The following is a 23,619-nucleotide window of genomic DNA, read 5'->3' as shown; positions in this document are numbered from 1 at the left end:
GAAGGCGAACATGCTGACCAAAATCATCGAGTGGTCGGGCCGGAACCCGTTCCTGGTTCTGCTGGCCACGCTGTTCATCGTGATCGCCGGCGTCGTCGCCGTCGCGAGGACGCCCCTGGACGCCCTGCCCGACCTGTCGGACGTCCAGGTGATCGTCTACACCGAGTACCCCGGCCAGGCACCTCAGGTGGTCGAAGACCAGGTGACCTATCCGCTGACGACGGCGATGCTCGCGGTGCCCAAGTCCAAGGTCGTGCGCGGCTTCTCCTTCTTCGGCGCCTCCTTCGTCTACGTCATCTTCGAAGACGGCACCGACATCTACTGGGCTCGCACCCGCGTGCTGGAGTACCTGAATTTCGCGTCGGGGCGGCTGCCCAAGGGCGTGACGCCGACCCTGGGCCCGGATGCCACCGGCGTGGGCTGGGTCTACCAGTACGTGCTGCTGGCCAAGGACAGGACGCTGGCCGAGCTGCGGGCGATCCAGGACTGGTACGTGCGCTACCAGCTGACGAAGGCGCACGGGGTGGCCGAGGTGGCCTCGGTCGGCGGCTTCGTGCAGACCTACCAGGTGACCGTGGATCCGGTGAAGCTGCGCAGTTACGGCATTTCGCTCATGAAAGTTGCGCAGGTGATTCGCGACTCCAACCGCGACGTCGGCGGCCGGGTCGTGGAGATGGCCGAAACCGAGTACATGGTCCGGGGCAAGGGCTACCTGCGGGGCCGCAGCGACATCGAGCTGCTGGTCGTCAAGAGCGAGGGCGGCACGCCGGTGCTGATCCGGGACGTGGCCCGCGTCGAGCTGGCCCCGGACGAGCGGCGCGGTCTCACCGAGCTGAACGGCGAAGGCGAAGTGGTCTCGGGCATCGCGATGGCGCGGTATGGCCAGAACGCGCTCGAGGTGATCGGGAACCTCAAGGCCAAGGTCGCCGAGATCTCCGGCGGGTTGCCCGAAGGCGTGACGATCCAGGCGGTGTACGACCGGTCGGAGCTGATCAAGCGCGCGATCGACACCCTCACCCGGACCCTCATCGAGGAGAGCCTGATCGTCGCGGCGGTCTGCGTGGTCTTCCTGATGCACGTCCGCTCGGCGCTGGTGGCCATCCTGATGCTCCCGGTTGGTGTCCTGATCGCCTTCATCGCCATGCGGCTGCTGGGGATGAACTCGAACATCATGAGCCTCGGAGGCATCGCCATCGCCATCGGGGCCATGGTGGACGCGGCGATCGTGATGATCGAGAACGCGCACAAGCACCTGGAGCGGCTGCCGCCAAGCCACTCGCTCAAGGAGCGGGCCGACGCCATGATCGCCGCGTGCAAGGAGGTGGGTCCTGCCCTCTTCTTCTCGCTGCTGATCATCACCGTCTCGTTCCTGCCGGTGTTCACGCTGGAGTCGCAGGAGGGGCGCCTCTTCTCCCCGCTCGCGTACACCAAGACCTTTTCGATGGCGGGCGCCGCGCTGCTGTCCGTCACGCTGGTGCCGGTGCTGATGATGCTGTTCATCCGCGGCCGCGTCATGCCCGAGGCGAAGAACCCGGTGAACCGGTTCCTGATCTGGACCTACCGGCCGATCATCGCGTGGGTCATGCGCTGGAAGAAACTGACGATCGCGCTGGCGGTGGTCGCCATGGCCGCGTCGATCTATCCGGCGTCCAAGCTCGGCACCGAGTTCATGCCGACCCTCGACGAGGGCACGCTGCTGTACATGCCGGCCTCGCTGCCTGGCATGTCGATCACCAAGGCGGCCGAGGTGATGCAGACCCAGGACAAGATCATCAGGAGCTTCCCCGAGGTCGAATCGGTCTTCGGCAAGGCGGGACGGGCCAACACCGCCACCGACCCGGCGCCGGTGGAGATGTTCGAGACCGTGATCAACCTGAAGCCGCGCGACCAGTGGCGGCCCGGAATGACGATGGACAAGCTCATCGGCGAGATGGACCAGGCGCTGCAGTTCCCTGGCATCTCGAATGCCTGGACCATGCCGATCAAGGCCCGCACCGACATGCTGTCCACCGGCATCCGCACGCCCATCGGCATCAAGGTCTTCGGCAAGGACCTGGCCGAGATGGAGCGGCTGGCCAAGGAGATCGAAGGCGTGGTCAAGGCCGTTCCCGGCACCACGTCGGCCTTCGCCGAGCGCATCACCGGCGGCAGCTACTTCGACATCGAACCCGACCGGGAGCAACTCGCCCGCTACGGCCTGTCGGTCGGGGAACTGCAGGAGGTGATCGGCACCGCGCTCGGCGGCGAGATGGTCACCACCACCGTGGAAGGGCGCGAGCGGTTCGGCGTCACGGTGCGCTATCCGCGCGAACTGCGCAGCAACCCGGCGCAGATCGAGCGCGAGGTGCTGGTGCCCACCATGGGCGGCGCCCACATCCCGCTCGGGCAGCTGGCCCGCGTGAAGATCGTGCGCGGCACGCCCGGCATCCGGACCGAGAACGCACTGCTCTCGGCGTACATCTTCGTCGACATCCGCGACCGCGACATCGGCTCCTACGTCAAGGCCGCCCGCCAGGCGGTCGTCGACCAGGTCAAGTTCCCGCCCGGCTACTACATCACCTGGAGCGGCCAGTTCGAGTACATGGAGCGCGCGATCGGGAAGATGAAGATCGTGATTCCCGTCACCCTGCTGACGATCTTCCTGCTGCTGTACCTCAACTTCCGGCGGATCGCGGAGACGGTCATCGTCATGCTGTCGGTGCCGTTCGCGCTCATCGGCGGGATCTGGCTGATGTGGTGGCTCGGCTACAACCTGTCGGTGGCCGTGGCGGTCGGTTTCATCGCGCTGGCGGGCGTGGCGGCGGAGACCGGCGTCGTGATGCTGATCTACCTGGACCAGGCATGGCGGGAAGCGAAGGAACGGTGCCATCTCGAGCGGCGGGCGGCCGGCGTGGCCGACCTCTACGGCGCCGTGATGGAGGGCGCCGTGGAGCGCGTGCGTCCCAAGATGATGACCGTGGTGGCCATCATGGCCGGCCTGCTGCCAATCATGTGGGGCAGCGGGACCGGCTCGGAAGTCATGAGCCGCATCGCGGCGCCGATGGTCGGCGGCATGATTTCCTCGACGGTGCTCACCCTCGCGGTCATTCCGGCGCTGTACGCCCTCGTCAAGCAGTGGGAGATCCGGCGCGACCGGCGCGCCGCACAGGCAGCGGCACCGACGGCCCGGAAAGTTGTCCCGGCCGGCGCGGAGTAAGGGTTTGTCCGGATGCGGGGCCCCGCGACCCCGCATCTTCACGGTTTGTTACATCGGGTCGGCTCGGGACTGCGGCTTTCGTGAAATATGTACGAGCCACGGCGCGGCGCCGGGACTACCTTTGGAATGTTGTCCGTAAGTCCCCCCACACCATGCGTTGGCTCAAACCGAATCTCAGAAGCAGCATCTACGGGCTGCTCGGCGCTTCGGTGCCACCGTCCGATTCGGCGATGGAGAACGGTGTCGAGGACGTGCGCGAAACCATGCTGGCCCTGCTCGGCGAGGCGGGCCTCAAGAAATTCCCGGCCCTCACGCGGCGCTTGCGCTATGCGGCCGACATCCAGGCGCTGTGGTACCTGCGCGGCGACCTGATGGGCGCACTGGCGGCCATGCACGGTGAGCGCACCGCCCGCGAGCAACTCGCCGGCGTGACCGAGATGTTCAAGGGCCTGGTTCCCGGCAGCCTGCACTCCCGCCCGAGCCCCCTGGTCGGCTGAACGGCCGCGCCCTTCCTGCCGCCCTAGTGGCGGTGTCCCCAGAGCACGAACGCATCGCGGCCCTCGACGGCCAGGTCCACTTTCGCGCCGACCGGCAGGGCCACCTTGGTGGGCACGTGGCCGAACGGCAAGCCCGTGAACACCGGCGCCTTGATCTGGCGGCGCAGCCAGTCGACGACCGTCTCGAGCCGGAACCCGCGGTCGTGCGGCACCGGCTTGTAATTCGTGAAGTGCCCCAGCAGCACGGCCTTCTGCCGTCCGAGGATGCCCGCATGCAGCAGCTGCGTCAGCATCCGCTCGACGCGATACGGGTGTTCGTGCACGTCTTCCAGGAACAGGATCCCGCCTTTCACCGGCGGCAGCCAGGGCGTCCCCACCATGCTCGCGAGCACCGAGAGATTGCCGCCCCACAGCGTTCCCTTCACCTGCAGCGGCGCGGCCGCAGCCTCCGCCTTGGGCAACTGCCAGCCGGTCCCCTCGCCCTGCCCGCTCACCAGGTCCTCGAAGCACGCCTGCATGATCTCGTCGGGCTCGCCCTCGACACCGAAGTCCTCGCCAAGGGCCGGGCCCGACCACGTGACGGCGCCGGTCTCGGCGAGCACGGCTGACTGGAACGCGGTGAAGTCGCTCAACCCGACGAACCTCGTCCCTCGTTCCACGGCCTTGGCCACCGCCTTGTACCGGATGGCCGGCAGCAGGCGCGTCAGGCCGTAGCCGCCGCGGGTGATCAGCGCGACGTCGGCGCCGCTCGCGGCGGCCCGGGCTATGGCCGCGAGCCGGGTCTCGTCGTCGCCGGCAAAACGCATGTGCCTCGCGAACACCGCTTCGTCCAGTTCGACCTCGTGCCCCAAGGCCTTGAGCCTCGCGACGCCGCGGCGGACCACGGACCGGTCGCGGATCGCGCTGGAGGGGGAAAAGATGTAGATGTGTTTCTTCACCGGCGGAAGTATCCCACCGCCACTTGCGCGACCGGCGCACCGTGCTCCGGCACGAAATGCCCCGCCTGTTCCAGGACGATGGGTTGCGGGCAGCCGCGGATCGCTGCTCGCAGGCCCTGCATCACGCGCGGTCCGAGCACCGGATCCTGCGCGCCGACGGCCATCATGGTCTGGCCGCTCCAGCGGTGAGTCCAGAAGTCGCGTGCCTGGCGCGACACGGCGGCGCCGTCGGCGTCGGGATGATCCGGCACCATCACCGGGAAGGCGCGCAGCGCCGCGCGATGGCCGCGATCGGGAAACGGCGCATCGTAAGCGGCGCACTCGCCCGCGCTCAGGCCCGGGTCGCCGCGGGCGAACAGCCGGCCCACGCTGAAGTCGGGGTTCCTCGCGCACATCTCGCGCCAGGCGAGAAAGCCTGCGCCAAGCGGCTGGTCGCCGGTGCCCAGCATCGTGTTCATCACCAGCAGCCCGGCATAGCGATGTTCGTCGGCCATGGGCAGCGTCAGCCCCAGCAGCCCGCCCCAGTCCTGCACCACCAGGACCACCTCGCGCAGGTCCAGCCGCTCGACCAGCTCCAGCAGCACCTCGCGGTGCCAACGGAAACCGTGCGCCGCCTCGCGCTTGGGCTTGTCGCTGCGGCCGAACCCGATCAGGTCGGGCGCGACCACCCGGTCCCCGGCGGCGAGGAACAGCGGAATCATCTTCCGGTACAGGTAGCTCCAGCTGGGATTTCCGTGCAGGCACAGCCAGGTCCGCGGCGCACCGGGCGGCCCTTCGTCGAGGTAGTGCAGCCGCAGGCCGGCCAGCGACGGCAGGTCGGCCAGGTAGCGGGGCTGCCAGGGATAGCCTGGCAGCGTGGCGAAGCGCTCGTCCGGGGTGCGCAGCGCGTCCTCGCGCAGCGGCTGGGCGACGGCGCGCGCCTGGAGGCGGCGGCCACGAAAGAATTCGCCGAGCAGGCTGCCGCATTCCTCCGCCAGGACGCCGGGAACGACCTGCGTGTGATGGTTCAACCGCCGCTGCGCGAACAGGTCGACGACCGAGCCGGCCGCGCCGGTCTTCGGGTCGGCAGCGCCATAGACGACCCGCCGCAGCCGGGCGTGCAGCATGGCCCCGCTGCACATGGCGCAGGGCTCCAGCGTGACGTACAGGTCGCAGCCCTCCAGCCGGTAATTGCCCAGGGTCTGGGCCGCGTCGCGCAACGCCACGATCTCGGCATGCGCAGTCGGGTCGGCACTGCCCACCGGTGCGTTGCGCCCGGTGCCGACCACTTCGCCGTCGTGCACCACGACGGCTCCCACGGGCACTTCGCCGGCCGCGCACGCGAGCCGGGCCTGCTCCAGGGCCAGGCCCATGAAGCGGGCATCGCTCACTTGGTGTCGGGCTCCGGACGCGGAGCCTGCATGCTTTCCTGCACCGCCTGCTGGAACTGCTGCACCTGCTGCCGGGGCGTGCCGGCCGGCGCGACCGCCGCAGCTTCGGACGACCCGGCGCTGGCCGGCGGTGCGGCGACCGACGTCAGCTGCTTCCTGGCCAGCAGCGCCACGACGGCGACCACCAGCAGCAGTCCCACCACACTGAAGATTCCACGCATCGGCCTATCCTCCCAGTCCCAGCCGTTCCATCCAGCGCGCCAGTTCGCGTTCGCGCTCGCTGCCCGCGGCATAGCGCGCCCGCAAGGCGCCGTGCGACTCCGGCCGGTGCTGGTTGACCTTCAATTTGCACTGGAACTGGAGTACTTCCAGTTCGAAGCCGACGACGCCGGCCAGCATCTTGCGGGCGAAGTCCTCGCCCAGGCCGCGCCACTGCGCCGCGTAAGCGGGCTCGTGATCGGAGATCAGTTTCTTCAGCAGCGCATCCTTGGCCGCCGGATCGTCGACCAGGACGGCCCGGACCGTGCAATGGACGGCCAGGTAGTTCCAGCTCGGCACGCGCGCGACGTCCGGGTACACCGACGGCGACAGGTACGCGTGCGGCCCCAGGAACGTGACCAGCGCCGTCGGCCGCTCCTGCAGGTAGCGCCAGTGCGGATTGGGCTTGGCGCAGTGGCCGAGCAGCCAGAGTCGTCCCTCGCGCTGCTCCAGGTGCAGGGGGAGGTGCGTCACGAACGGCAGGCCGTCGGCGTCGACGGAAATGAGGCTGGCCAACGGATGCTCGCGCATCAGGTCGGCGGCGATCCGTGGGTCATCGGACTGGAACTGCGGTGGCAGGTACATGCGGCGATTGTGCTACTGGCCGGCAGTCAGGACCTCGAAGGACACCACCGGCACGCTGAAGTCGTCGAACGGCGCCCCGAGCGCGATCTCCCCCGAGCCGATGAGGATGCAGTCCTGCCGCCGCAGCGCCAGTTCCGCGTCGCCGCCGGCAAAGCGTACCCAGGTGCCGTAACTGCTGATGTCCGTCAGCATCAGGCTGCCGTTGCGCCATTCGATCCGCGCATGCAGGCGCGAGACCCGCTGGTCGTCGACCGGAAACTCCGCCTCGGCCGAGCGGCCCACGTGCAGCGGCAGGTCCGCGATCCGGAACCGCCGCTGCTGGTCGAACCAGGCCAGCCTGACGCCGCCGCCGCTGGGCGGCCGCGGTGCGGCCCGCCCCGACAGCAATGCCGGCCGCGTCAGGCGGCCGCTCGCGTCTTCGTCTTCCCAGTCGACCTGGAAGATCTCGGTAGGCTGCTGCCGCCCGCGCAGCGGGAAGTTGCCCAGGCTGCGATAGCGCAGTTCGCGGTCCGTGGAACGCAGCTGTGACACCACCGTCCTGGTCGCCCAGATCTGGTCCGGCCCCGACAGGTCGGACAGGCGCGACGCCACGTTGACGGCATCGCCGTAGCAGTCGCCGTCGACCTCGATCACCTCGCCCGCGGCGATCCCTATCTGCAGGCGCATCGGCGCCTCGGCGGGCCAGTCGGCGGTGCGGTCCTGGTGCGACCGCTGCAGTTCGAGAACGGCCGCCAGCGCCCTCCGGCCCTCGGGGAACACGCACAGCACGCCGTCGCCGAGCATCTTGACCACCCGGCCGCCATGCGACTCGCACACCCGGCCGACCCACTGCGTGAGCTGGGTGATGGCTTCGGCCGCACGGGCATTGCCCAGCGCCTCGTAGAGGCCGGTGCTGCCCGCCAGGTCCGCAAAAACGACCGTCGTACTCGAGCTCATTCCTTTATCCCGCCGCCCGCCGCCGAAGCCGGCCATGGCAACGCCTGGACGTGCTCCCGGCCCGGATGGCCGCGCCATCGGCCGCAGGAGCGTGTCCATTATGAGCGCAGCTCGACCTTTCTCGAGCCGGGTCGCGCACCGGACCCCGAGGTCGACTCCGATCGCGTCACACTGTCCAATTAGACGAGGCAGTCTGTCTATGTAACTGTCTAAGTTAACAAAGACTGTCTAGACACTTAGACAGTGCGCCCTGGGCGCTCCGAATCCCTGAACCTCCATGCGGTCGCTCTGATTCAGAGGCTGTCGTTGCTTTTTCGCCAATTAGTTCACGGTACAAATCAACACCGTGGACAAAGCTTGACAGTACAACTACATTGCGTATCTGTATTGGACAGATTCGAGGTTCTTTCCTTGTTGAACAGCAAAGAGCTCCTGGAAAAGACGGGCATCTCGCGGGCGACGCTCAACAACTACATCGCCCTCGGGATCGTCCCGCGCCCCGAGGTGCTGCCGCCGGAGCCGCAGGACGGGGCGGCGCCGCGGATCGGCTACTTCCCCGAGGAGACCGCTCAGCGCATCGCCGAAATCCAGCGCCTGAAGCACGAGGGCTGGAGCATGAGCCGGATCGCGGCGCACTTCGGCGCCGCCCTGCCCCTGCCGTTGCCCGAGACCCGGCCGGCGGCGGACAGCCGCGCAACGGCCTTGCGCGACAGCGCAGCGCTGGCGCCCCCGCGCCGGGACATGCCTCGCCTGTCGATCGACGAAATCGCCCACCCGGCCTATCTCGTGGGGGCGGACTTCGGCGTCCTGTGGTTCAACGCCGCCAGTGCGCAGGTGCTGGGCCCCACGCCTGGCGGCGAGAACGTGCTCAAGCACCTGCTGCGCGCCCCGGCCACGCCGTCGCGTGACGAGATCCTCCGGTTCCACCTCGCCGTCGCGCTGCAGCACGGGGCGACGGTGGACCGGCTTGCACATGACCTGCCGGCGGAGCAGCACGCGGAGCTCGATCGCCTGGCGCGGGATGCGACGGCGCCCGCCGCCGGCTTCGTTTCGCATCTGGGGTCCGGCGCCAGCGCGTGCGTCTACGCGATCCGATTCCGCGAGGGCATCCTGTTCGCGCACGTGCCGCGCGGGCCGGCGGCCGACGAGCTCGCGTCGCTGCTCGAAGCGCGGGAGGTCGTGGTCGGGGATCCGCGTCGCAGGCGCCTGCCGGTGCTCAGCGACGTGGCGGTGGTGGTGATGGACCTGCAGCACGCGCCGCGCATCTGGTCGGCCCTGCCGGCCGAAGAGTATTTCGAGCTGATCAACCAGATCTGGCTGGCCGCGGACCCGATCGTGCGGCGGCACCGTGGCACCCAGGGCAAGCATCCCCGCGACGGCCTGGCCTGCTACTTCCTGCGCCAGCGCGACGGCAGCCATGCCTGGAATGCCCTGCTCGCCGCCCATGAAATGCGCGAGGCGATGCGCCGGCTGAGCAAGGAATGGCAGTTGCGCAAGGGCTGGACCACCGAGCTGTGCATGGACACTGGCGTCGACGAAGGGCAGCAGTGGGTCGGGACGCTGCAGTCCGGCGCGGGAGCGGAATTCACGATGTACGGGGAGACGCTCGCCCGCGCCACAGGCATTTCCGGCTTTGCCCGCGGTGGCGCCATCTGGGCCACCAAGAACGTGCTGGCCAGACTGGCACCGCAGGAGCGGCAGCGGCTGAAGTGGGGCGTCCACCGGCGCGACCAGCAGGGGCACGACGTGTTCGTGCCCGCCGTCTTTTCCACCATCGAGCGCCTTGCCGCGCCCGATGCCGTGGCCGACCAGTGGCGCGACCTCGCCGGCCTCCCCATCACCGAGATCGTCGACATCGCGGGCACAGAAGGCCGTCGCGAGCGAACGATCGATCAGCAACCGATCTGATCCAGGAAAGAGACAACCATGCGCTGGTTCAAGCCCAACCTCAAGAGCATCCATGCCCTCTTCGGCGGCCACCCTCACCCGGAAGACGAAACCACGCTCCTGGACCTCGGGATCGACGACATCCGGGTCGCGATGCTGGCCCTGATCGAGGGGATGGACGACCGCCAGGTCGTGCTCGTCGAACGGCGCATCCGCTATGCCGTCGACGTGCTCGCCCTGTGGTACCTGCGCGGCGACCTGATGGCGGTGCTGGCGAGCCGCCACGGCGAAGCCGGAGCCCGCGAGCTGCTGGATCCGGTCAGCGACATGTTCCGGGCGATGCTGCCGCAGGGCCTGCGGTCAAGGCCGAGCCCGCTGGGCGGGCAGAAGGAGTGACCGCCGGCGGGCGCCTCACTCCCACTCGATCGTGGCCGGCGGCTTGCTGCTCACGTCGTAGGTGACCCGGTTGATGCCGCGCACCTCGTTGATGATGCGCCCCGAGACCTTCTTGAGCAGCGCGTACGGCAGTTCCGCCCAGTCCGCCGTCATGAAGTCGCTGGTCTGCACCGCCCGCAGCGCCACGACGTAGTCGTAGGTGCGGCCGTCGCCCATCACGCCGACGCTCTTGACCGGCAGGAACACGGCAAAGGCCTGGCTGGTGAGGTCATACCAGCTCTTGCCGGTGGCGGGGTCGATGAAGTTGCGCAGTTCCTCGATGAAGATGGCATCCGCGCGCCGCAGCAGGTCCGCGTATTCCTTCTTCACCTCGCCCAGGATCCGCACGCCCAGGCCCGGCCCGGGGAACGGATGGCGGTACACCATCTCCGGCGGCAACCCCAGGGCCACGCCGAGTTCGCGCACCTCGTCCTTGAACAGGTCGCGCAGCGGCTCGAGCAGCTTGAGTCCCAGTTGCTCGGGCAGTCCGCCGACGTTGTGGTGGCTCTTGATCGAGACCGCCTTCTTGCTCTTGGCACCGCCCGATTCGATGACGTCCGGGTAGATCGTGCCCTGGGCCAGCCACTTCGCGCCCTGGTGGGCGCCATCGAGCCCCGCCTTCAGGCGCGCCGCCTCGGCCTTGAACACCTCGACGAATTCGCGCCCAATGATCTTGCGCTTGGCCTCGGGATCGCCGACGCCAGCCAGTTGGCCGAGGAAGGCCTCGCTCGCGTCGACGCGGATCACCTTCGCGTGCAGCTTGCCTGCGAACATGTCCATGACCATGTCGCCTTCGTTCAGGCGCAGCAGCCCGTGGTCGACGAAGACGCAGGTCAGCTGGTCGCCGATCGCGCGGTGGATCAGCGCCGCGGCAACCGACGAATCGACGCCCCCTGACAGCCCGAGGATCACCTCCTCGTCGCCGACCTGGCGCCGGATCGCCGCGACGGCTTCCGCGATGTGGTCGCGCATGATCCAGTCCGGCCGGGCCCCGCAGATCTCCAGGACGAACCGCTCCAGGATGGCACGGCCCTGCTGGGTGTGGGTCACCTCGGGGTGGAACTGCACGCCATAGAAGCGCCGGTCGTCGTCGGCCATGCCCGCGATCGGACAGCTCTCGGTCGAGGCCATCAGGCGAAAGCCTGCCGGCAGCTCGGTCACCTTGTCGCCATGGCTCATCCAGACGTTGAGCATGCCGTGGCCTTCAGGCGTGGTGAAGTCGGCGATGTCCGCCAGCAGGCGGGTGTGCCCGCGGGCGCGCACGCTGGCGAAGCCGAATTCGCGCAGGTGGCCGCCCTCGACCTTGCCGCCCAGCTGGTGCGCCATCGTCTGCATGCCGTAGCAGATGCCGAGCACCGGCACGCCGAGCTCGAACACGGCCTGCGGCGCCTTGTCCGTGGTTTCCTCGTAGACGCTCGCATGGCTGCCCGAGAGGATGACGCCCTTCAGCGTGCCGTCGGCGGCGTACTGGCGCACCCAGTCGTCGCCCACGTCGCAGGGATGAACCTCGCAGAACACATGGGCCTCGCGCACGCGACGCGCGATCAGCTGGGTGACCTGGGAGCCGAAATCGAGAATGAGGATCTTCTGGTGGGCCAAGCTGGCGTCACTCCGCACGGTAATTGGGGGCTTCCTTGGTGATCTGCACGTCGTGGACGTGGCTCTCGCGCATCCCGGCGGCCGTGATCTGCACGAACTCGGCGCGTTCGTGCAGCTCATCGACCGTGGCGCAGCCGCAGTAGCCCATCGCCGCACGCACGCCGCCGCCCATCTGGAAGACGATCGAAACCATCGATCCCTTGTAAGGCACGCGGCCCTCGATGCCTTCGGGCACGAGCTTGTCGGCGTTGGGATTGCCGGTGGTCGCCTCCTGGAAGTAGCGGTCGGCGCTGCCCTGCTGCATGGCGCCGATCGATCCCATGCCGCGATAGCTCTTGTAGCTGCGGCCCTGGTACAGCACGATCTCGCCGGGCGCTTCCTCGGTGCCGGCGAACATGCTGCCCATCATGACGGTGCTGGCACCGGCCGCGAGCGCCTTGGCGATGTCGCCCGAGTACCGGATGCCGCCGTCGGCGATCAGGGGCACGCCGCTGCCGCGCAGGGCGGTGGCCACGTTGTCGATGGCGGTGATCTGCGGCACGCCGACCCCGGCCACGATCCGGGTGGTGCAGATCGAGCCTGGTCCGATGCCCACCTTCACGGCGTCGGCACCGACCTCCGCCAGCGCGCGCGCCGCGGCCCCGGTGGCGATGTTGCCGCCGACCACGTCCACCTGGGGGTAGTTCTGCTTGACCCAGCGCACGCGCTCGATGACGCCCTTGCTGTGGCCGTGGGCGGTGTCGACCACGATGACGTCCACGCCGGCCTTCACCAGCGCCTCGACCCGCTCCTCGGTCCCCTCTCCCACGCCGACGGCCGCGCCGACGCGCAAGCGCCCGGAAGGATCCCGCGCCGCGTTGGGGAAGCTGGTCTGCTTGGTGATGTCCTTGACGGTGATCAGGCCCTTGAGCTCGAAGTCGTCGTTGATCACCAGCAGCCGCTCGAGCTTGTACTTGTTCAGCAGGGCCTTGGCCTCGGCGGGCGTGGTGCCTTCGCGCACGGTGATCAGCTTGTCGCGCGGCGTCATGATCTGGCTCACGGGGACGTCGAACCGTGTCTCGAATCGCAGGTCGCGCCCGGTCACGATGCCGACGACCTTGCCCGCGTCCAGTACCGGGAAGCCGGATATCCCCAGTTGCTCCTGCATCGCCAGGACTTCGCGCACCGTGTGGGCCGGCGTGATGATGACCGGGTCGCGCAGCACGCCCGACTCGTAGCGCTTGACGCGGGCCACTTCCGCCGCCTGCTGCTTCGCGGTGAGATTCTTGTGGACGATGCCGATGCCGCCTTCCTGGGCGATCGCGATCGCCAGCCGGGCCTCGGTGACGGTGTCCATCGCCGCCGACACCAGTGGCAGGTTGAGGCTGATGTTGCGCGACAGCCGCGTGGCGAGCGACGTGTCCTTGGGCAGCACCGGCGAAAAGGCCGGCACCAGCAACACATCGTCGAAAGTGAGTGCTTTTCCGAGCAGTCGCATGCTCAGTTTCCTTGGAAACGCTGGGGGGATGAGGGGGTCCGGGGACCGGGCACTGGACGACGCTGGACAGCGGCGCGGGGGCTCTGCATCTGGTGAAAGCTCCAAAAGAGGGATTGTACCCGCGCCCTCCGCGGGGCTCGCGCGCCCCGGCGCGCGGCACCACGTTGCGAATGGATGCCACTGCGGCAACCACGCATGGCGCGGGCGCCCAAGGCAGAGCTACACTGGAGCAATGAATGTCTCCCGCCCGCTCGTGCTCGCCCTTGCCCTTGCGGTTCCGGCCGTGTGCCAGGCCCAGTGGCGCTGGATCGACAGGAACGGGCAAACGGTTTTCAGCGACCAGCCGCCGCCGCCGGACACGCCGGCCGCCAGGATCCTGGCGCAACCCGGCGCCAAGGCCAGACCGCAGGCCGACGCGGCGGCCGCCCCGGCGCAGCCGGCATCGCGGGCGGCCGTGCCCTTGCGGGTCGGCGCCAGCGCGGCGAAGCCGATCGGCAAGGACAAGGACCTGCTGGAGAAAAAGAAGCAGGCCGAAGCCGCCGAGGAAGAGAAGAGGAAAGCGCAGGAAGAAGAGACGGCAAGGCTGCGCGCCGACAACTGCACGCGCGCCAAGCGCTCGAAGGCTTCCTTCGATTCCGGCGTGCGGATCACCCGAATGAACGACAAGGGCGAGCGCGAAGTGCTCGACGACGCCCAGCGTGCCGCCGAAGTCAAGCGCCTCGAGGCCCTGATCGCCCGCGACTGCAAGCCCGGCGGGGGCTGACCGGCGGTTGGCCCCGCCCTACCGGCGCGGCCCGCGCACCTGCGTTTTCGCGAACAGTCCGGCCGCGCGCGCGCCCTGACGCGCGAAACGCTCGCGCCGCGCCAGCTTGGGATCGACCTGCAGCGGCCGGTAGATCTCGACGCGATCACCCTCGCGCAGGACCGTATCCAGCCCCGACTTGCGTCCCCAGACACCGACGCTGGCGCGGTGCCAGTCGAGCCCGGGGCGCGCCAGTGCCATCCCGCTGCGTTCGATCGCCTGCGCCACGGTGGCGCCCGGCTCCACGCCGACTTCCCATTCCAGAACCTCGCGCGCTGCCGGCGAGTACAGCACCGTCACCCGCATGGGTGCCCGTCAGCCGTAGACCTGCTCGGCGCGCTTCACGAACGCGTCGACCATCGTGCCGGCGATCTTGTCGAACACCGGGCTCACGAGGCGGCCCAGCGTGGAATTCTCGAATCCGTAGTGCAGTTCGAGTTCGACCTTGCAGGCGCGCTGCTCGCCCGTGCCGAGCGGCGTGAAGGTCCATTTGCCTTCGAGGCGGGAGAACGGCCCCTCCTCCAGGTGCAGCCTGACCTCGCGGCCGGGGACGTGCTCGTTGCGGGTGCGCCAGGTCTGGTGGATGCCCATGAACGAGATCCCGATCTCGGCCAGCATCCCCGTGTCCCATTCCTCCACGGCGATGCCCTTGTTGCACCACGGCAGGAACTCGGGATAGCGCTCCACGTCGGTGACCAGCTGGAACATTTCCTCCGGGCTGTACCAGATGAGGACGGATTTGTGGACTGTTTTCATAGAGAATGCGGGGCCCGCGGGCCATTGTAGATAGCGCCGGGCGCCCCCACGTCAGTCCATGGCCAAGAAACCCGAACCCTCCAGCCGCATCGCCGACAACAAGAAGGCCGCCTACAACTACTTCTTCGAGGAAAAGTTCGAGGCCGGCATGGTGCTGCAAGGCTGGGAAGTGAAGGCGCTGCGCGAAGGCAAGGTGCAGCTGACCGACGGCTACGTCGTGATCAAGGACGGCGAGCTGTACGTCATCGGCTGCCAGATCAATCCGCTGAAGACGGCTTCCACCCACGTCAACCCCGATGCCGTGCGCACGAAGAAGCTGCTGATGCACAAGGACGAGATCCGCCGCCTGATCGGCAAGGTCGAACAGAAAGGCTACACCCTGGTGCCGCTGAACCTGCACTGGAAGGCGGGGAAGGTGAAATGCGAGATCGCTCTCGCCAAGGGCAAGGCCGAACACGACAAGCGCGACACCATCAAGGACCGCGAGGGCAAGCGCGAAGTCGAGCGGGCCATGAAGTCACGCCACCGTTGAATGTCCTGCAGCCGCCTGCCGCGGTGCCGACGCTGCCTGAGCCGGTCTGCTGGTAGTCTGGCCGGCGCTCAGGCCAGCCCGCGCAACGGGTGCGCATGGCGCGGCCATGGACTTTCGAAGAACGCGGCAACGGCGGCTGGTTCGACGTCTTCGATGCGGGCCGGGTTCCAGCGGGGCGCGTGATCCTTGTCGACGGCCAGCGCCCGGATGCCTTCGACGGTTTCGCCCGCGGCGCCGGGCCGCAGCCGGAAGCAGTTGCGCACCAGGCCGCGTTCCATGCGCAGGTCGTCGGCCAGCGTCATGTGGCGCGCGCGGCGCACGTGCTCCAGCGTGACGTGCAGCATCAGGGGCGAGCGCTGGCGCAGCAAGGCGGCCGTCTGCGCGGCCCAGGCGGAGCCATCCGCTTCGAGGGCCGCAACGATGCCGGCGACGGTCGGCAACGCGAAGAAGCGGTCGATCTGCGCGCGGTGATCGGCGAGGTCGCCCGCAGGCGCCGGCGGCCGCTGCAGGCGCTCGCGCAGCTGCTCGAAGCCGTCGTGGTCGCCCAGGCTGTCCCACAGCGCGGGCAGCTCGGCGGACGGCAGCACGCCGTCGGCCAGGCCCGCCGCCTGTGCATCGGGACCGCCGATCAGATGCCCGGTCAGCGCCAGGTACTCGCCGAGCCGGCCCGGACAGCGTGCCAGGAACCAGCCGCCGCCGACGTCGGGAAAGAGTCCGATGTTGGTCTCGGGCATCGCCATCTTCGTGCGCTCGGTCGCGATCCGCAGGCTGGTGTCGCCTCCATGGGCCGAGATTCCCATGCCTCCGCCCATGACGATGCCGTCCATGAAGACGACATACGGCTTCGGGTAGCCGTGGACCAGGTGGTTGAGCGTGTATTCCTCGGTGAAGAAGTCCTCCAGGCGCGGGTCGCCCGCCAGCGCCGCCTGGTGGAAGAAACGGATGTCGCCGCCGGCGCAGAAGGCGCCGAACGGGCCTTCCCGGCCCATGCCGCGGATCGCCACCCGCTCGACGCGCGCGTCGTCGCGCCAGGCGAGCAGCGCGGCCGTCAGGTCGCGGATCATGTCCAGCGACAAGGCGTTCAGCGCCTTCGGCCGGTTCAGCGTGATCAGGCCCGCGCTGCCGCGCAGTTCGGTCGCCACATCGCTCATGCCCTCTGCCTCCATCCAACCAGTTCGTTCATGACCAATGCCCCGATCACCAGCGCGCCGCCGGTGAGCACCGTGGGGCGCGGCACCTCGCCGGCGCCGATCCACGCCAGCAGGATCCCGAAGATCACCTCCAGCAGCGCCAGCAGGGACATCTCCGGGGCCTTCAGCACGCGGGCGCAGACCACCGCCAGGGAGCAGGGAATCGCCAGTTGCACCACGCCCAGCAGGGCCAGCAGGCCGATGTCGTGGCTCGAAGCCTGGAACGGCACGGCCAGGGGCAGCGTCAGCAGCATGGAAATCGCACCGCCCACCAGCACCGCGGGGACCAGGTCGACGCCCTGCCCCTGCGCGTTGGCGCGCTGCGTGATCGTCCAGTTGATGCCGCCAGCGATCGGGACGCACAGCGCCACCATGGTGCCGACGAACCGGCCGGCCTCGATCTGCACGCCGTACATGTACGCGATCCCCACGCCCGCGATGGCGATCGCCGCCCAGGTACGCGGCGCGATCCGGTGGCCGATGGCCACCCGCGCGATGAGCGCCGTCAGGAACGGCCCGAGCGCCATCGTGACCAGGGTGTTGGCGACGCTGGTGAGCGTGAGTGCGACCATGAAGGCCGTGAACATGACGCTCCAGCACAGGCCGGACAGCCACAGCGCCCAGCCGCCGTGCCTGATTTTCGAGAACACGTCCCGGCCCTGGAAGAAAGGCAGGATGACCAGCAGCGACAGCACGGTGAAGAAACTGCGCCAGAAGGTCACCTCGAAGCTGCGCGCCTGCTCCAGGTGCCGCGTCACCACGCCGGCGATGGACCACATCATGGTCACGCCGATCATGACGAACACGGCTTTGGTGTGCGTGAGTTTCACGGAGATCGTTGTGCTTGTCGCTTCTTCGGAAGCCCTGGATCCCCGCCTCCGCGGGGATGACGGATGTTATCCGCTAGCGGCGCCAGGACCGCGCGGAATGACATGCAGCGTGGTCCCTCATGTGACGAGAATCCGGCTTTGCCGGTCCTCGTTACACATATCAGGCCACTCGAAAAAGTCGCATGCGACTTTTCCGAGTGCTCAAGCCGCTTCGCGCAAGGCCCGCTTGCGCTCGTGCTCCTTCAGGAAGCGCTTGCGCAGCCGGATCGATTTCGGCGTGATCTCCACCAGCTCGTCATCCTCGATGAACTCGACGCCGTACTCCAGCGTCACCTCGATCGGCGGCGTGACCTTGATCGCGTCTTCCTTGCCGGAGACGCGGAAGTTCGTCAGCTGCTTGGTGCGGGTCGCGTTGACCACCAGGTCGTTGTCGCGGTTGTGCATGCCGACGATCATCCCTTCGTACACCGGGTCGTTGGGCTTGACGAACATGCGGCCGCGGTCGTCCAGCTTGCCCAGCGCGTAGGTGAAGATCTCGCCGTCGTCCATCGAGATCAGCACGCCGTTCTTCCGGCTGGCGATCTCGCCCTTGTACGGCTCGTAGCCGTCGAAGATGTTCGAGATCAGCCCGGAGCCGCGCGTCAGGTTCAGGAACTCGTTGGAGAAACCGATCAGGCCGCGCGCCGGGATGCGGTACTCCAGGCGCACACGGCCGCGGCCGTCCGGCTCCATGTTGACCAGTTCGCCCTTGCGCTCGCCCAGCGCCTGCATCACGCCGCCCTGGTGCTGCTCCTCGATGTCGGCGGTCACCAGCTCGATCGGTTCGCTGCGCACGCCGTCCACGTCGCGGAACACCACGCGCGGCTTGGACACCGCGAGCTCGTAGCCTTCGCGGCGCATGTTCTCCACCAGGATCGTGAGGTGCAGTTCGCCGCGGCCCATCACCTCGAAGACACCTTCCTCGTCGGTCTCCTTCACGCGCAGCGCCACGTTGGACTGCAATTCCTTCTGCAGCCGGTCCCAGATCTGGCGGCTGGTGACGTACTTGCCTTCGCGGCCCGCCAGCGGGCTGGTGTTGACGCAGAAGTTCATGGTGAGCGTCGGCTCGTCCACCTTCAGCATCGGCAGCGGCGCCGGATTGGCCGGGTCGGTGACGGTGACGCCGATGCCGATCTCCTCGATGCCGTTGATCAGCACGATGTCGCCGGGCCCGGCTTCCTTGACCTGCACCCGGGTGAGGCCCTCGAAGGTGAGCACCTGGTTGACGCGGCCCTTCACCGACTTGCCGTCCGGGCCCTCCATCACGAGCACGTCCATCGCCGGGCGCAGCGTGCCCTGGTTGATGCGGCCGACGCCGATGCGGCCGACGAAGCTGGAGTAGTCCAGCGCCGAGATCTGCAGCTGCAGCGGCGCGGCGGGGTCGCCCTCGTGCTGCGGGACGTGCTTGAGGATGGTGTCGAACAGGGCCGACATGTCCGCGCCCCACTGCGCGCCGGCCTCGCCCTCTTCCAGCGACGACCAGCCGTTGATGCCGGACGCGTACACGACCGGGAAATCGAGCTGGTCGTCACTCGCGCCGAGCTTGTCGAACAGGTCGAACGCGGCGTTCACGACCTTGTCCGGGTTGGCGCCCGGCTTGTCGACCTTGTTCACCACGACGATCGGCCGCAGGCCCAGCGCCAGCGCCTTCTTGGTGACGAAGCGGGTCTGCGGCATCGGGCCTTCCTGCGCATCGATCAGCAGCAGCACGCCGTCGACCATCGACAGCGCACGTTCCACCTCGCCGCCGAAGTCGGCGTGGCCGGGGGTGTCGACGATGTTGATGTGCGTGCCTTTCCAGCTCACGGCGCAGTTCTTGGCCAGGATGGTGATGCCGCGCTCGCGCTCGATGGCGTTGTTGTCCATCACGGTGTCGACCACCTTCTCGTGTTCGGCGAACGTGCCGGACTGGCGCAGCAACTGGTCGACCATGGTGGTCTTGCCGTGGTCGACGTGGGCGATGATGGCGATGTTTCGGATCTGGGTCATGGGGTTGGCAGCTCGGTCTGGCCGAGGATTTGCTGGATTTCGATGGGGCTCAGCAGGCGCGAGGGGATCAGTTCCCCGGCCTTGACGTGGGCGGTGCCGAGGAGCGAGCGCGGTGCATCGCCGAACACGGCGACCTGCCCTGCGTCGGGCCAGGCGCCGCGCCGCCGCAGGCCGCTCAGGAAGCGCGCGGCTTCGTCGCCGCGCAGGGTGACTGGATCGTGGGCCGGCAGCAGGGCCTCGGTCGGCAGCAGGCGCGCCAGGCGCTCGGGCTCCGGCATCGCCTCCAACGTGTCCAGCGTGACGCACTGCGACACGTCGAACTGGCCAGTGGCCGTGCGGCGCAAGGCGGTGAGATGACCGCCGCAGCCCAGCGCCTCGCCGATGTCCTCGCCGAGGGTGCGGATGTAAGTGCCCTTGCTCACTGTCGCGGCCAGGCGCAGCGTCCGAGCGTCGATGGCGCTCAGCGCCAGTGAGTGGATCACGACGTCGCGCGCTTCGCGCTCGACCTCCTCGCCGGCGCGGGCGTACTCGTACAGCGCCTTGCCGTCCTTCTTCAGCGCGCTGTGCATCGGCGGCACCTGGCGCAGCGGCCCGGTGAACTGCCGCGCCACGCCGGCAAGCAGTTCCGGCGTGATGGCGGGCACGTCGCGTTCGGCGACGACCTGGCCCTCGGCGTCGCCGGTGCTGGTCTTCACCCCCAGCCGCACCGTGGCCTCGTACGTCTTGTCGGCGTCCAGTTGCAGCTGGCTGAACTTGGTGGCGGCCCCGAAACAAAGCGGCAGCACGCCGCTGGCCAGCGGATCGAGCGTGCCGGTATGGCCCGCCTTCTCGGCGCGCAGGAGCCACTTGCACTTCTGCAAGGCCTGGTTGCTGGAAAGGCCCAGCGGCTTGTCGAGCAGGAGCACCCCGTGCACAGGGCGCCTCTGCACCCTGGTGCGCGGCGCGTTCACGGCTACTCCTCCTTGGCGCGCGAGGAAACCGCCTTGGCGATCAAGGCGTTCATGTCGGCGGCACGCTCGGTGGTGCGGTCGAACTGGAAGTGCAGCGTCGGCACCGTGTGGATGTGCAGGCGCTTGAACAGGCCGTTGCGCAGGAAGCCGGCGGCCTGGTTGAGGGCGTCCTGGCACTCCTGGGGATCGCCCACCAGCACGCTGAAGAACACCTTGGCGTGGGCGTAGTCGGGCGTGACCTCGACGGCCTGGATGGTGACCATGCCGACCCGCGGGTCCTTCAGCTCGCGCGCGATCAGCTCCGTCAGATCGCGCTGGATCTGATCGGCAACCTTGAAGGCGCGGTTGGGGGTGGCTGATTTCTTTGGCATTGGGAATGCGGGGGCAAGGAAGCAGAAGCCGCAGAAGTTGCGCAAAAACCGCAGAAGACTTCAGAAAACAATTCTGCGGCTTCTGCGATGTTTTTGCGGCTTCTGCGTTCGGCTGTTTACAGCGTCCGTGCGATTTCCTTGATCTCGAAGAACTCCAGCTGGTCACCCTCATGGATGTCGTTGTAGTTCTTGAGCTTGATACCGCACTCGAAGCCTTCCTTGACTTCGCGCACGTCGTCCTTGAGCCGCTTGAGCGACTCGAGTTCGCCGGTGTAGACCACCACATTGTCGCGCAGCAGGCGGAAGTGGGCGTTGCGGTTGACCATGCCGCTGGTGACCATGCAGCCTGCCACCGTGCCGATCTTCGAGGCCACGAACACGGTGCGGATCTCCGCCGTGCCGATGACTTCCTCGCGCTTCTCCGGCGCCAGCATCCCGGACATCGCCGCCTTCAGTTCGTCGACGGCGTCGTAGATGATGTTGTAGTAGCGGATGTCGATGCCGTTGTTCTCGGCCAGCTTGCGCGCGCCGGCGTCGGCCCGCGTGTTGAAGCCGATGATGACGGCCTTGGCCGCGATCGCCAGGTTGACGTCCGATTCGCTGATGCCGCCGACGGCCGCGTAGACCATCTGCACCTTCACCTCGTCGGTCGACAGCTTCAGCAGCGACTGGGCCAGCGCTTCCTGCGAGCCCTGCACGTCCGCCTTCACGATGATCGGCAGCGTCTTGACTTCGCCCGCCGTCATCTCGGAGAACATGTTCTCCAGCTTGGCGGCCTGCTGCTTGGCCAGCTTGGTGTTGCGGAACTTGCCGGCGCGGTAGGTCGCGATCTCGCGGGCCCGCCGCTCGTCGGACAGCACCATGAACTCGTCGCCGGCCTGCGGCACCTCGGTCAGGCCCTGGATCTCCACCGGGATCGACGGGCCGGCCGACTTGATCGACTTGCCGTTCTCGTCCAGCATGGCGCGCACCCGGCCATAGGTCTGGCCGGCCAGCACCACGTCGCCGGTCTTGAGCGTGCCGGACTGCACCAGCACCGTGGCCACCGGGCCGCGGCCCTTGTCCAGCTGCGCTTCGATGACGAGGCCCTTGGCCATCGCGTCGACCGGCGCCTTCAGTTCCAGCACTTCGGCCTGCAGCAGTACCTGCTCCAGCAGCGTGTCGATGCCTTCCCCGGTCTTGGCGGACACCGGCACGAACGGCGACTCGCCGCCGTACTCCTCCGGCACCACCTCCTCCACCACCAGCTCCTGCTTGACGCGGTCGGCGTTGGCGTCGGGCTTGTCGATCTTGTTGATCGCCACCACGATCGGGACGCCCGCCGCCTTCGCGTGCTTGATGGCTTCGCGGGTCTGCGGCATGACGCCGTCGTCGGCCGCGACCACCAGGATCACGATGTCGGTGGCCTGCGCGCCGCGCGCCCGCATGGCGGTGAACGCCTCGTGGCCCGGGGTGTCCAGGAACGAGATCACGCCGCGCGGCGTCTCGACGTGGTACGCGCCGATGTGCTGGGTGATGCCGCCGGCCTCGCCCGCAGCCACCTTGGCGCGGCGGATGTAGTCCAGCAGCGAGGTCTTGCCGTGGTCGACGTGGCCCATCACGGTCACGACCGGCGCGCGCGGCAGCGCTTCGCCTTCGGCGGCGCCGACGTCTGCTTCCGTGAATGCCTCCGGATCGTCCAGTGCGGCCGTGACGGCCTTGTGGCCCATTTCCTCGACCACGATCATGGCCGTATCCTGGTCCAGCGGCTGGTTGATGGTGACCATCTGTCCCAGCTTCATCAGGTGCTTGATCACCTCGGACGCCTTCACCGACATCTTGTGCGCCAGCTCGGCGACGGTGATCGTCTCCGGCACGTGCACTTCGATGACGCGCTGTTCGACCGGCGCGGCGGACACATGGTCGTCGCGATGGTCGCGGTCGTTGCCGCGGCGGCCACGCGGCCCGCCGCGCCAGGCGTTGCGGCCGACGCCGCCGGACGTGTCGCCGCGGGTCGGGATGGCCTTCTTCTTGGCCGGATCGCCGGCCCAGCTCGACGACAGCTTGGCCGACTTCACTTCCTTGCCCGCGCCCGGGCCCGCCGGCGCAGGCGCGCCCGTCGCGGGCCGGCCCGTGCCGGTGCCGACCGCCGGCTTGTGCAAGGTGCCCTTGGCTCCCGGCTTGGCATCGGCGGCCTTGGCCACCGGCTTGAGCTCTTCCGGCTTCTTGGCCACCAGCACCTTCTTCGGCGTGGACATCATGGAGCGGATGGCCGCGGCCTCGGCTTCGGCCTTGCGACGGCGCTCGGCCAGATCGTTGGCCCGGGCGGCTTCCTCGGCCGCCCTGGCCTGGGACTCGGCCTCCGCCTTGGCCCGGGCTTCTTCCTGGGCCTTCTGGCGCGCGGCCGCCGCCGCGGCAGCTTCCTGCGCGGCCTGCTCCTTCTCGGCGTGCTGTTCGGCCTTCTTGGCCTCGAGGGCCGCGATGTGCGCGGCCGCGCGTTCCTCGGCCTCGCGTTCGCGGCGCTCCTTCTCCTCGCGCTCGGCGCGCTTGGCGACCAGGTCTTCTTCCTGGCGGCGGATCAGCTCGGCCTGGCGGCGCGCCTCTTCCTCGCGGCGGACCAGGTCGGCCTCGTCGTGCCGCGGCGGCTGGGGCGCCTGCGCTTCGGCCTCCGGCGCCTCGATGACGGCGGTGTCGCCGCCCTCGTCGCGCTTGACGAAGGTGCGCTTCTTGCGCACTTCCACCTGGATGGTGCGTGCCTTGCCGGTCGAGTCGGCCTGCTTGATCTCGCTGGTGGACTTCTTCACCAGCGTGATCTTGCGGCGTTCCGACGTGGCGGTGCCGTGGCTCGCCTGCAGGTAGCCGAGCAGCTTCTGCTTGTCGGACTCGCTCAGCGCGTCATTGGCCGAGCTCTTCGCAACGCCAGCGCTGCGAAGCTGCTCGAGCAGCGTCTCGGTCGATTTCTTGAGTTCGCTGGCAAACTCGGCGACGGTGGTACTGGACATG

21 protein-coding genes are annotated in these 23,619 nt (G+C 68.4%); 6 read left to right on the top strand and 15 right to left on the bottom strand.

The genetic code is table 11. The annotated features are described in order from the left end of the window. Positions 1–10 precede the first annotated feature (10 nt). Positions 11–3,196: an efflux RND transporter permease subunit gene (locus RAMLITH_RS01935; protein WP_168105642.1), complete on the top strand. Its 3,186-nt coding sequence runs from the start codon at positions 11–13 to the stop codon at positions 3,194–3,196. 152 nt (positions 3,197–3,348) lie between these two features. Beyond that, complete coding sequence (locus RAMLITH_RS01930; protein WP_168105641.1) at positions 3,349–3,693, top strand: hypothetical protein; 345 nt, start codon at positions 3,349–3,351, stop codon at positions 3,691–3,693. 23 nt (positions 3,694–3,716) lie between these two features. Here the strand turns inward: RAMLITH_RS01930 and RAMLITH_RS01925 are convergent, their stop codons facing one another. The 5 genes from RAMLITH_RS01925 to RAMLITH_RS01905 are packed head-to-tail and all read right to left on the bottom strand — an operon-like array spanning position 3,717 to position 7,780. Continuing rightward, on the bottom strand, positions 3,717–4,631 hold the full coding sequence (locus RAMLITH_RS01925; protein ID WP_168105640.1) for an LD-carboxypeptidase: 915 nt from the start codon (positions 4,629–4,631) through the stop codon (positions 3,717–3,719). Then, entirely contained in the window at positions 4,628–5,983 is a 1,356-nt protein-coding gene (gene tadA, locus RAMLITH_RS01920) for a tRNA adenosine(34) deaminase TadA (protein ID WP_181956267.1), read from the bottom strand. Before tadA ends, RAMLITH_RS01925 begins: the two co-directional genes overlap by 4 nt. A gap of 14 nt (positions 5,984–5,997) precedes the next feature. After that, entirely contained in the window at positions 5,998–6,222 is a 225-nt protein-coding gene (locus tag RAMLITH_RS01915; protein ID WP_168105638.1) for a hypothetical protein, read from the bottom strand. Between the two features lie 4 nt (positions 6,223–6,226). Further along, entirely contained in the window at positions 6,227–6,844 is a 618-nt protein-coding gene (locus RAMLITH_RS01910; RefSeq protein WP_168105637.1) for an FMN-binding negative transcriptional regulator, read from the bottom strand. A 12-nt stretch (positions 6,845–6,856) separates the two neighbouring features. Continuing rightward, complete coding sequence (locus tag RAMLITH_RS01905) at positions 6,857–7,780, bottom strand: adenylate/guanylate cyclase domain-containing protein (protein ID WP_168105636.1); 924 nt, start codon at positions 7,778–7,780, stop codon at positions 6,857–6,859. Positions 7,781–8,191: 411 nt separating this feature from the next. Here RAMLITH_RS01905 and RAMLITH_RS01900 point away from each other — a divergent pair, with 411 nt between their 5' ends. Together RAMLITH_RS01900 and RAMLITH_RS01895 are read left to right on the top strand one after the other, a co-directional pair. Next, positions 8,192–9,688 carry an adenylate/guanylate cyclase domain-containing protein gene (locus RAMLITH_RS01900; RefSeq protein ID WP_168105635.1) on the top strand — a complete coding sequence of 499 codons (1,497 nt, stop codon included), beginning with the start codon at positions 8,192–8,194 and terminating at the stop codon, positions 9,686–9,688. A gap of 18 nt (positions 9,689–9,706) precedes the next feature. Then, positions 9,707–10,063 carry a hypothetical protein gene (locus tag RAMLITH_RS01895; protein ID WP_168105634.1) on the top strand — a complete coding sequence of 119 codons (357 nt, stop codon included), beginning with the start codon at positions 9,707–9,709 and terminating at the stop codon, positions 10,061–10,063. Between the two features lie 15 nt (positions 10,064–10,078). Here RAMLITH_RS01895 and guaA read toward each other — a convergent pair whose 3' ends face one another. After that, positions 10,079–11,701 (bottom strand): glutamine-hydrolyzing GMP synthase, encoded by a 1,623-nt coding sequence (guaA, locus tag RAMLITH_RS01890; RefSeq protein WP_168105633.1) that lies wholly within the window; start codon positions 11,699–11,701, stop codon positions 10,079–10,081. A 7-nt stretch (positions 11,702–11,708) separates the two neighbouring features. After that, positions 11,709–13,178, bottom strand: coding sequence for an IMP dehydrogenase (guaB, locus tag RAMLITH_RS01885; RefSeq protein ID WP_168105632.1), 1,470 nt, complete (start codon positions 13,176–13,178; stop codon positions 11,709–11,711). 232 nt (positions 13,179–13,410) lie between these two features. Between guaB and RAMLITH_RS01880 the strand changes: the two genes are divergently transcribed. After that, a complete protein-coding gene (locus RAMLITH_RS01880; RefSeq protein WP_168105631.1) occupies positions 13,411–13,941 on the top strand; it encodes a DUF4124 domain-containing protein in 531 nt (176 codons plus the stop codon). An 18-nt stretch (positions 13,942–13,959) separates the two neighbouring features. Here RAMLITH_RS01880 and RAMLITH_RS01875 read toward each other — a convergent pair whose 3' ends face one another. Next, positions 13,960–14,286, bottom strand: a complete 327-nt coding sequence (locus RAMLITH_RS01875; RefSeq protein WP_168105630.1) for an RnfH family protein — start codon at positions 14,284–14,286, stop codon at positions 13,960–13,962. 9 nt (positions 14,287–14,295) lie between these two features. Further along, entirely contained in the window at positions 14,296–14,736 is a 441-nt protein-coding gene (locus RAMLITH_RS01870; RefSeq protein ID WP_168105629.1) for a type II toxin-antitoxin system RatA family toxin, read from the bottom strand. A gap of 58 nt (positions 14,737–14,794) precedes the next feature. Between RAMLITH_RS01870 and smpB the strand changes: the two genes are divergently transcribed. Then, positions 14,795–15,268, top strand: coding sequence for an SsrA-binding protein SmpB (gene smpB / locus RAMLITH_RS01865; protein WP_168105628.1), 474 nt, complete (start codon positions 14,795–14,797; stop codon positions 15,266–15,268). A gap of 68 nt (positions 15,269–15,336) precedes the next feature. Here smpB and RAMLITH_RS01860 read toward each other — a convergent pair whose 3' ends face one another. From RAMLITH_RS01860 to infB, 6 genes are all read right to left on the bottom strand, one after another. Then, a complete protein-coding gene (locus tag RAMLITH_RS01860) occupies positions 15,337–16,419 on the bottom strand; it encodes an enoyl-CoA hydratase/isomerase family protein (RefSeq protein ID WP_168105627.1) in 1,083 nt (360 codons plus the stop codon). Beyond that, complete coding sequence (locus RAMLITH_RS01855; protein ID WP_168105626.1) at positions 16,416–17,288, bottom strand: EamA family transporter; 873 nt, start codon at positions 17,286–17,288, stop codon at positions 16,416–16,418. Before RAMLITH_RS01855 ends, RAMLITH_RS01860 begins: the two co-directional genes overlap by 4 nt. Positions 17,289–17,489: 201 nt before the next feature. After that, positions 17,490–19,316 (bottom strand): translational GTPase TypA, encoded by a 1,827-nt coding sequence (gene typA / locus RAMLITH_RS01850; protein WP_168105625.1) that lies wholly within the window; start codon positions 19,314–19,316, stop codon positions 17,490–17,492. After that, complete coding sequence (gene truB, locus RAMLITH_RS01845; protein WP_168105624.1) at positions 19,313–20,266, bottom strand: tRNA pseudouridine(55) synthase TruB; 954 nt, start codon at positions 20,264–20,266, stop codon at positions 19,313–19,315. Before truB ends, typA begins: the two co-directional genes overlap by 4 nt. 2 nt (positions 20,267–20,268) lie before the next feature. Further along, positions 20,269–20,637 (bottom strand): 30S ribosome-binding factor RbfA, encoded by a 369-nt coding sequence (gene rbfA / locus RAMLITH_RS01840; protein ID WP_168105623.1) that lies wholly within the window; start codon positions 20,635–20,637, stop codon positions 20,269–20,271. A 116-nt stretch (positions 20,638–20,753) separates the two neighbouring features. Continuing rightward, complete coding sequence (infB, locus tag RAMLITH_RS01835; protein WP_168105622.1) at positions 20,754–23,618, bottom strand: translation initiation factor IF-2; 2,865 nt, start codon at positions 23,616–23,618, stop codon at positions 20,754–20,756. Position 23,619 lies beyond the last annotated feature (1 nt).

This window comes from Ramlibacter lithotrophicus (assembly GCF_012184415.1).
In the GTDB taxonomy this organism is placed as follows: Bacteria; Pseudomonadota; Gammaproteobacteria; order Burkholderiales; family Burkholderiaceae_C; genus Ramlibacter; species Ramlibacter lithotrophicus.
The sequence above is the reverse complement of the archived record's forward strand: the minus strand, read 5'-3'. Positions and strand labels throughout refer to the sequence as shown.

What these genes read in the sequence shown, in the direction of transcription:
- RAMLITH_RS01905 (WP_168105636.1), bottom strand. Translation starts at nt 7,780, where the DNA reads ATGAGCTCGAGTACGACGGTCGTTTTTGCGGACCTGGCGGGCAGCACC.
- RAMLITH_RS01915 (WP_168105638.1), bottom strand. Translation starts at nt 6,222, where the DNA reads ATGCGTGGAATCTTCAGTGTGGTGGGACTGCTGCTGGTGGTCGCCGTC.
- rbfA (WP_168105623.1), bottom strand. Translation starts at nt 20,637, where the DNA reads ATGCCAAAGAAATCAGCCACCCCCAACCGCGCCTTCAAGGTTGCCGAT.
- RAMLITH_RS01930 (WP_168105641.1), top strand. Translation starts at nt 3,349, where the DNA reads ATGCGTTGGCTCAAACCGAATCTCAGAAGCAGCATCTACGGGCTGCTC.
- RAMLITH_RS01870 (WP_168105629.1), bottom strand. Translation starts at nt 14,736, where the DNA reads ATGAAAACAGTCCACAAATCCGTCCTCATCTGGTACAGCCCGGAGGAA.
- RAMLITH_RS01860 (WP_168105627.1), bottom strand. Translation starts at nt 16,419, where the DNA reads ATGAGCGATGTGGCGACCGAACTGCGCGGCAGCGCGGGCCTGATCACG.
- guaB (WP_168105632.1), bottom strand. Translation starts at nt 13,178, where the DNA reads ATGCGACTGCTCGGAAAAGCACTCACTTTCGACGATGTGTTGCTGGTG.
- tadA (WP_181956267.1), bottom strand. Translation starts at nt 5,983, where the DNA reads ATGGGCCTGGCCCTGGAGCAGGCCCGGCTCGCGTGCGCGGCCGGCGAA.
- typA (WP_168105625.1), bottom strand. Translation starts at nt 19,316, where the DNA reads ATGACCCAGATCCGAAACATCGCCATCATCGCCCACGTCGACCACGGC.
- RAMLITH_RS01875 (WP_168105630.1), bottom strand. Translation starts at nt 14,286, where the DNA reads ATGCGGGTGACGGTGCTGTACTCGCCGGCAGCGCGCGAGGTTCTGGAA.
- infB (WP_168105622.1), bottom strand. Translation starts at nt 23,618, where the DNA reads ATGTCCAGTACCACCGTCGCCGAGTTTGCCAGCGAACTCAAGAAATCG.
- RAMLITH_RS01880 (WP_168105631.1), top strand. Translation starts at nt 13,411, where the DNA reads ATGAATGTCTCCCGCCCGCTCGTGCTCGCCCTTGCCCTTGCGGTTCCG.
- RAMLITH_RS01895 (WP_168105634.1), top strand. Translation starts at nt 9,707, where the DNA reads ATGCGCTGGTTCAAGCCCAACCTCAAGAGCATCCATGCCCTCTTCGGC.
- smpB (WP_168105628.1), top strand. Translation starts at nt 14,795, where the DNA reads ATGGCCAAGAAACCCGAACCCTCCAGCCGCATCGCCGACAACAAGAAG.
- RAMLITH_RS01935 (WP_168105642.1), top strand. Translation starts at nt 11, where the DNA reads ATGCTGACCAAAATCATCGAGTGGTCGGGCCGGAACCCGTTCCTGGTT.
- RAMLITH_RS01910 (WP_168105637.1), bottom strand. Translation starts at nt 6,844, where the DNA reads ATGTACCTGCCACCGCAGTTCCAGTCCGATGACCCACGGATCGCCGCC.